The following is an 8,414-nucleotide window of genomic DNA, read 5'->3' as shown; positions in this document are numbered from 1 at the left end:
TAAGGGGCTTTAAAGAGGCTGAGAAAATTTGGGGTGGTAAACTGCCTGAAATTTCGCAAAAAACGATAGAAAAAGCGACGCAAGCCGTAGATAAAAGAATAGCCGAACTCGGCGGGAACGTCCTTAGTGTTCAGGCTTAAGTTTTTAAATTTAGCCGCCATTTTGCTGGTTTTTAGCGGCTGTGCTTTTTTTGAGCAAAAACCGCCACCAAAAGTCGTCCAAAAACCAGTTATTCAAAAACCTGCGCCCGTTAGAGGCTCATTGCGTGGCGTGATATCAAGCGTAACCTACGACGGCGGCAAATACTGCTATGATATAAAATCAATCGACACTTCAAACGGCAAACTGCCTAGCGGCAAGTACTGTGCGGATAAATTTTACTTTTCTAGCGGAGATACCGTCTATGCTAGCGTTTCAGGCGGACTAGTCACCGAGATGCTACTCATAAAAAGCGGAGCGCACCACGTTATGCATAAAGTAAATAAAACGCCGAAATTTAAAAGTACAAGTCCTGCAAAAAGCCCACAACAGCAAGAAAGTAACAAAAAAATTCTAATCGAAGTTCCGAAAAGTGAAAATATCAGCTTTGATTAGCCGTTGATTTACCGAAATATTTTATAATTCTTACAAGCAATCAAAGTTAGAACTCCTTTTAAGAAGGGGATGTGCGTCCCCTTTTTTATCTTTTTATCTCGCAAAAATCCTTGAAATTAAGCTTTCATATTTAAGCTTTGTTGGTAGTATTCTTATTTTAATAATATTAAGTATCAAAAATAGCCTTGTAACAGCTTGATATATTAGTGTTTTATGATTATTTATGTTAAATTTTTGCATTAAGCTTACCACGACCGATTTTGTGCTAAAATTATGCCTATAAAACTTTTATAAAGGAGAACTTATGAAACTCGCTAAAATTTCTTTAGCTGCTTTGGTTGCGCTAGGCGCTTTCTCTACTTTAAATGCTACTCCGCTTGAAGAAGCTATTAAAGATGTAGATTTTTCTGGATTTGCAAGATATAGATATACTCACAATAAAGTCCGCTGGAATGGTATGCCAGGCGCATTCAACAAAAATAATGCAAATCATAACTTCAGATTCGTAGGTACTTTTAAGGCTGCTCTTGACGATAACTTCTTTGGTGTTTTGGGTCTAAGATACGCAGCAAGTGACGGTTCCGGATTTAATGGCGATACCACCAATACTACAAGCTCATTTGGTGTAAGAGAATTTTATCTTGGCTACAACATAAACAATACTACAATAACAGCTGGCAAACAATTTGTTAAAACATATTTTGACGATGATTTGGTAGGAACTGGTTTAAGAGTACAAAACACTGATATATCAGGTCTTACTTTGGTTGGTGTTGCTTTTGACGCACTTGAAACAGATAGCATTGACTATGACGGTCGACTACTATCAGGCCTAGCAGGATCAAAAAGCCTTAACTACTATGGCGTGGGTGCAATGGGAAGCTATGATCCTGTAAACTTTAAAGCTTGGTGGGCATATCTTGAGGATACCGCAAATTTATTTGCAGCTGATGCGGCTTTGAAATTTGATCTAGATGCAGTAAAACTAGGCTTACAAGCACAATATGTTCACAATGAGTCAGACGACAATAACTTTGGTGATGCAAATTTCTTCGCAGCTAAAGGTGATGTAGGATTTGCCGGAGTCGGTTTAAATGCAGGTTATATCTACTATAAGGCTAAAGACGATAAAAAATCTTTCGTAACTGTTGAAGATAACGGCAAACTAATCAACCCAGGCAAACTACTTAACTCGGTCATGAACGGTAGCGCTCAGTACTACAACAATATCAAAGACAAAAACGACTATTGGTTTGTCGGAGCGTCATATAAATTTAACGAGTTTGGCTTGTATGCTAACTACATAGACGGTAAGGGCTATAGCTATAGATATAATAAGAGAGTTGATAGAGACGAGTGGAACGTCGGCGGTAGCTATGCTTACAGCAAAAAACTTAATTTCTCTACATTCTATGCAGCAGCTAAAGAAAAAGACGGAGATCATAAAAATAAACACGACCGCATAAGATTCGAAGCCAAATATAGCTTCTAATCAAAAAAGCTAGTTTTATGCTATAATCCCAAGCAAAATTTCCCTTGCTTGGGATTTTTAAATTTATCAAAAAGGTTTTTTATGAAATTTATGCATTTTTCGCTTTTAGCATGTCTTTTGACTTTTTCTTTAAATGCTGCAGACGAGCCGAGTTATATATTTGAGGCAAAGGGTGAATTTGCAAAAGAGCTAAAAAGTTTGGTAGAAAAATATTCTAAAGACGAAAATATAAGTATAAACGTTTATGAAAAAGCTCCTGAGACTGATGGTGGCGGCAAGTTTTTAAATATCGGCGTAGATACCAAAAGAAGGTATAGTGTGGAAAAAGGTCGCGAACTGTATGCTAAAAATTGCGCTTCTTGTCACGGTGAAGATGGGAATAAAAGAGCTTATGGCACATCCAAAAAGTTAACTAAAGTAAGTGCAGAGGATATAGAGGCTGCTTTTTCTGGTTATCTAAACGATTCTGACTATGGCGGAAATATGAGAAATCTAATGAAAACCGTTGCCGCCAAAACAAAATATAGCGACCTTGGGGCAATTATTGCCTTTTTAAAGGGCAAAGATGCTTTGCAATACAAGGGAAGCGAACAGGAAAACTCTGACGTCTCTACTACTCCTACTCAAGGAAGCTACTTAAAATAATCCAATTTGCCGGGTCGATTTGGCTCGGCATGTTAAAAATATTTCAAATTTTAAATCCCTATAGTATATTTTAGTAAACGCTCGGTAATATTCCAAAGAAATATAAAATTTTTAAGCTTATTAAAGGCTAGATTATGTTAAGATTCTACAATATTAAATTTTATTTGAGGAGAAAATAATGAAAATTGCTAAAATTTCATTAGCTGCTTTGGTTGCACTAGGTGCTTTTTCAACTGTAGCGAGTGCTACGCCGCTTGAAGAGGCGATCAAAAATGTAGATCTTTCTGGATATGCAAGATATAGATATAATAACGTTACAGTTAAGAAAGCTAACGGTGTAAAAGATAATACGACTGCACATCACCAATTTAAATCAGAATTTTCTTTTAAAGCTGCTTTAGATGATAATTTCTTTGGTGTTTTAACACTTAGATATAATTCCAACGACAGCTCTGCTTTTAATGCAGATGGACGCAACGACAGAACAGATACAACAAGTCCATTTAACGTAAAAGAATTTTACCTTGGATATAACGTAGGTAACACTACAATAACAGCAGGTAAGCAAACTATAGGTTCATTCTTTACTGATGATGCTGTAGGCACTGGCGTCAGAGTTGAAAATAGAGATATTACAGGCTTGACTCTAACTGCATTTGCTTTTGATGCATTAGAAAATAACGGCGAGAGCGATGGCGCTATTTACACTAATGCCCCTGGTATCTTTAATAACAACCTATATGCGGTAGCTGCTATCGGCTCTTATGATCCGGTAAGCTTCCAACTATGGTATGCATCTTTGGTTGATTCTGTTAACCTCATCATAGGTGACGTAAACTTTAGTCTTAATATTACTGATGATGTAAATATCGGTGCTCAAGTTCAATATGCACATGCTGATATAGACAATAATGTTGGCGTAAACTTTAAAGATACGGATTTCTATGCAGGTGAACTTGGTACAAAAGTATTTGGCGCTGATGTAGCTGCTGGTTATATCGGATATAAAGTTCATGACAAAGAAAAAGGTTTTGTAAGCCTAGAGGATCAAGGTTCATTTATAGATGTAGGTGAGATAAAATCTGCTCTTGATTATACTGCTCTTGAAGGTAAAGCTAACTTCTGGTTCTTGAAAGCAGGATACACTTTTGCTGAGAAATTTAGAGTCGGTGGCGATTATTCTAATGGTAAAGTTAAACTTGCTTCAGGCGATAAAGAGAAATATCAAGAGTATGTAGCAAGACTAACTTATGACTATAGTGCTAAACTTCAGTTCTCAAGCTTCTATGCGTATGAGATTAACAAGCACCAAGATGACTCAAAAGATAAAACTAAACAGCTAAGATTCCAAGCTAAATACACATTCTAATTTTAAATATCTCGGGTTTATCCCGAGATATCTCCTTTCTATAGGTCTTTATGTTATACTTTTCAAAAAATAAGGCACAAATCCTTACTTGACTTTTAAAGTTATCTAGAAAGTATTTGATAAAATTTGCAAGCCCAAACACCCAAATAAAACATCCAAATCACTGCATTATATGATAAACTAATTTTAGGCTCAAGATAAGGAGGATTCTCTCTTGTCATCTTTGGTAAAATATGATAGAAAGTTTTTGTATTTTTACTGTTATTGAGCCCAAATTTACGCTCTTTTAATGAAGCAAAAACTCTCTTTCTCTTAGCCTTCCTGTAGTCGCTATGGTGTTGCTCGCTTTAGAGAAGATTCTTTTAATTTAGACAATCCTAACATAATCCCAAAAATTTTCTCGACCTTTTATGTGGTTTTACTGTTGGCTTCTTGCAAAATAGCAGGCTAGTTCATTCTTTGAATATTTTACTCTACAATGAATCTTTGCTCGCTAATCAACCTAACCATCATAGGCTTTTCCAATGGTCTCAATAAATTATAGTATCGGTATTAGTTCATTTGTAGAGTAGTTTTTAATTATTTGGGTATAGATCTTGCCGTCATGCTTTGGCTTTCCGAATACATGTGTTTTATTTACCCCTACCTTTCTTGCTTTTAAATAGCTATAGTCAATCTCTATCTTGTGACTAAAATTACTTATTTTAGCTTCGCTACGCTCGTTGCTCTTCAAGAGCTCGCACTTTTTTGATAATAAAAATTCTGATGTTTTTAGTTATTTTATCGATTCTTTTTTCTAAGATTTTAGTAAATTCTGCTATTTTAGTATCTTCTGTACTAAATGAAAAATATTATAAAATTCTCTAAATTTCGTCTCTGAAATTCTGGAACGAACCATATGCTTATTTTTAACTTCGCTACGCTCGTTACTTTTTAAAAATATAGTTCTCATTGCAACTCAATGCTATTTATGTTTATATTAAGTTTTTGCTTGTTTTGAAAATGTTAAAGATAACTAAGTTGATATTTTGTAGAAATTAAAATTTGAAAGAAAAAAGAATAGAAAAAGGGGCTTGCGCCCCAAAAATTAAGCCAAAGTAGCCTTTAGCATCCAGATAGCTTTTTCATATTTTGCGATTTGATCTTGCGCCATAGTTACGGTCGTGCTGTCTTTTGCTTCTTCAGCTACTTCTTCTAGCTTTTTAAATTCGCCCAGCAAGTGCTCGTACTCAGCCAAAACGCCTTTTAAAACCTCGGTCGGAGTGTAGCTATCTTTGTTATCTGTTTTTGGATGAGCTAGCTTGTTTAGCTCTTCTATTTTGGTGATAGCTCTACCGCCTAGTTGTATAGCACGCTCAGCGACGTCGTCGAATATCTCCGCCATATCTTCATAAGCTTTTTCGGTGTATTCGTGAACGCTAAAGAACTGAATGCCTTTTACATACCAGTGATAGTCGTGAAATTTAACGAATAACGCATGAGCGTCGGCCTGAATCTGATTTAACTGGGTAACAACTTTTGACATTTTGTCTCCTTTGATTTGATTTATGATGAAATTATAGCATATAAAACTTAAAGAAAAATAATTTGCAAATAACAAAAATTATTATTTGTGAGTAAATTTTGGAATTTGCTTATACTGTTTTGCTGGATATAGACAAGCATTGCTATCCGGTATAAAAAACAAGTTTAACTTTTGATCAGGCAAAATTAATTCTTCTGAGAATTCATACATTAAATTTAGAGTATGTAAGAATGTAAATTTTGTAACTAGATAGCGTGGGTTTGAAAATCATAAGATGATACATGGCGAAAGCCTAAATTTGCTTACAATTGCGTTTGTTGAATACCATTTTGATAAGTAAAATTTTAGAATTTTACAGACAAATTCGACTAACTACGTGTTTGTGTTAAAGCCGTCTCTCCGATATACTTACTGGCGTAGGTAAGCAGGCGAGGTAAAAATTTATTGCAAAATACGCCCGTTCACTAACCTTATAAGGTGCTAAAAGCGGTATAATGTTACGCAAATTTTATAGTTAGAGTCGTTGCAGCACTGTAAATAAAAGCAAATAAAAAAGTCGTGTCGCGAGGCGGCTTATTACTTTGTTCGCCAACACTGACGGATACGCATTAAATTTCTGCCTCAAATTTGCTAAAACAAAACTGTGCAAATTTAAATCCAAAATTACTAGCGATACTGCAAACACAATCTTGTAGGCTAAAAATTTACGTGAGCTAACGTTGTAATTTTACAAAGCAAAATTCGCGTCAAATTTACACTCTATAGAGCCGCACTTTAGTCTTGCTTGCCTGCCGTTAGCATCGTTTTTAGTATGCGTTTGCCTACTTCAACGCCCGGCTGATCGTAGGTGTTTATGCCTAGCATTATGCCCGTAGCCGACGTGAGAAGCTCGAAATAATAAATCAAAAATCCCGCGCTCGCCTCGTCTAGTCGCTCAAGCTCGATGACGTCCACGCTGATGCCTTCTTGCACGAGCGCATGCATGGTGGCGCTACACTGGGCGTTGATTAGCTCACCCAAATTTAGCCCGTTTACGAAGTCGCAGCCCTCAAGGCCGTTTAGGCTAATGCTCGGTATCGCCGTGTTTGCGTCCGCGGCGGCTACCTTGATGAAGCTTACCGTTTTATCCTTCACGCCGTCCATGATGAGCTGCAAAAAGCTGTGCTGATCGCGCGAGCCGATGAGTCCGACGGGCGTGAGTCCGTAGCGTTTGTAGCCCTTTTTCTTGCCCAGGCTCTCCGCCCACAGCTGCACGTACCAGTCGTTAAACTCCAAAAACCTATCGCCGTAGCTAAATATCACGTTGATCTTGGCGTTTTTGTGAGTCGCGTAGTGGTAGGCTTTTTGTAGCAGCGTATCGTCGTCGTCTTCTAAAAAACGCTTTTTACACGCCCGCGCGCCCTCTAGCAGCGCCGCCGCGTCGTATCCGCACAGCATCAGCGGTACCAGACCGATCGCGCTAAGCACGCTAAATCTACCGCCGACGTTTTTAGGTATATTAAAAAATTTGATGCCGTTTTGCTTGGCGTAGGTCTCTAGCGGCGAGGCGGGGTCTGTTATGACGATAAAATTTTGGCTCAAATTTGAGGGCTTAAAGCGCTCCAAAATGCACTTAAACAGAGTGATCGTCTCGATCGTGGTGCCCGATTTTGACGAGATGATAAAAAGCGTCTCGTTAAATTTGATGCTTTCGCAAACGCTTTCAAAGCTAAATGCGTCTACGTTATCAAGAAAATAAAGCTCACGCTCGCGGCTCCTTTTAGCGCTTGAAAGCATCGTTTTTAGCGCCTTGACGCCCAGGCTGCTACCGCCGATGCCTACTAGCACGACGCTTTTTACGTGCGTGAGCGTCGTTTCAAACTCGGCGATTTCGCTTAGTAAATTTGCGCCGATTTCAGGCAGGTGATAGTAGCCGATCTCGCCGCCTTTTAGTTCGTCGTTCATACGCTTGGCGTAGGAGCCGATCGCGCTTAGCGGCGTTTTTTCGAAAAATAGCTCATTTTTTAGCATTTTTGCCTAGCTCGTAGAAGAAATTAGTCGCCTGCACGAAGCCATCGACGCTACCGCAGTCAAAGCGCTTGCCTTTAAATTTATACGCTAGCACCATGCCGTCTTTGGCCTGCTCTTTTAGCGCGTCGGTGATTTGCACTTCGCCGTTTTTGCCGGGTTTGGTGCGCTCTAGGATCGTGAAAATATCAGGCGTGAGGATATAGCGGCCGATGACGGCTAGGTTACTTGGGGCTTCCTTTGGATCTGGTTTTTCGACCATGTCGCTCACCATCAGCAGATCGTCCTCGATCGCGCGGCCCGTGACGATGCCGTAGTTTTTGCTCTGCTCGATCGGCACTTCCATGACGGCGACGACGCTGCAGCGGTATTTTTCGTAGATTTTTACCATTTGAGATAGCACGCCTTCGCCCTCTTCGTTGATGCACAGATCATCTGCTAGCACCACGCCAAATGGCTCATCGCGTACGAGGACTTTGCCCGTGTGGATAGCGTTGCCTAGGCCCCTCATGCTCTCTTGGCGCGTGAATGAAAACGTGCAGCGCGCCATCAGTTCGCGGATATCGACGAGCAGGTGCTCTTTGTTCGTGCCTGAGATCTGATGCTCGAGCTCGTAGCTGATATCAAAATAATCCTCCAGCGCACGTTTGCCGCGACCGGTGATAAATGCCATGTTTTTCATGCCGGCCTCCAGCGCCTCGTCCACGCCGTAGTGAATGAGCGGCTTGGTTAGGATCGGTAGCATCTCTTTTGGTAGCGATTTGGTCGCGGGCAAAAATCTC

Annotated in this window: 7 protein-coding genes and 1 pseudogene; 5 read left to right on the top strand and 3 right to left on the bottom strand. The window is 39.3% G+C overall.

Annotation, left to right across the window (positions count from 1 at the left end; genetic code table 11):
- From Q0314_RS10365 to Q0314_RS10345, 5 genes and pseudogenes are all read left to right on the top strand, one after another.
- Positions 1-140 (top strand): annotated as a pseudogene (locus tag Q0314_RS10365) (hydrogenase-4 component G); the annotation flags it as partial.
- 130 nt (positions 141-270) lie between these two features.
- Positions 271-594: a hypothetical protein gene (locus Q0314_RS10360; RefSeq protein WP_298058769.1), complete on the top strand. Its 324-nt coding sequence runs from the start codon at positions 271-273 to the stop codon at positions 592-594.
- Between the two features lie 304 nt (positions 595-898).
- Positions 899-2,086, top strand: a complete 1,188-nt coding sequence (locus Q0314_RS10355) for a porin (protein WP_298058767.1) — start codon at positions 899-901, stop codon at positions 2,084-2,086.
- Positions 2,087-2,167: 81 nt separating this feature from the next.
- Positions 2,168-2,731 (top strand): cytochrome c, encoded by a 564-nt coding sequence (locus Q0314_RS10350; protein ID WP_298058765.1) that lies wholly within the window; start codon positions 2,168-2,170, stop codon positions 2,729-2,731.
- Between the two features lie 178 nt (positions 2,732-2,909).
- Positions 2,910-4,100, top strand: coding sequence for a major outer membrane protein (locus Q0314_RS10345; protein WP_298058763.1), 1,191 nt, complete (start codon positions 2,910-2,912; stop codon positions 4,098-4,100).
- Between the two features lie 1,087 nt (positions 4,101-5,187).
- Here Q0314_RS10345 and Q0314_RS10340 read toward each other — a convergent pair.
- The 3 genes from Q0314_RS10340 to galU form a co-directional block, all read right to left on the bottom strand.
- The gene (locus Q0314_RS10340; protein WP_002949626.1) at positions 5,188-5,625 is read right to left on the bottom strand and encodes a DNA starvation/stationary phase protection protein; all 438 of its coding nucleotides are present in this window, start codon (positions 5,623-5,625) and stop codon (positions 5,188-5,190) included.
- Positions 5,626-6,399: 774 nt separating this feature from the next.
- A complete protein-coding gene (locus Q0314_RS10335) occupies positions 6,400-7,635 on the bottom strand; it encodes a glucose-6-phosphate isomerase (RefSeq protein ID WP_298058761.1) in 1,236 nt (411 codons plus the stop codon).
- Positions 7,622-8,414: UTP--glucose-1-phosphate uridylyltransferase GalU (galU, locus tag Q0314_RS10330; RefSeq protein ID WP_298058759.1), on the bottom strand; the 793-nt coding region annotated here is incomplete at its 5' end. The genes galU and Q0314_RS10335, both read right to left, overlap by 14 nt.

It is taken from the genome of uncultured Campylobacter sp., assembly GCF_938040115.1.
GTDB lineage: Bacteria > Campylobacterota > Campylobacteria > Campylobacterales > Campylobacteraceae > Campylobacter_A.
This window is presented reverse-complemented; position numbering and strand designations above follow the sequence as displayed.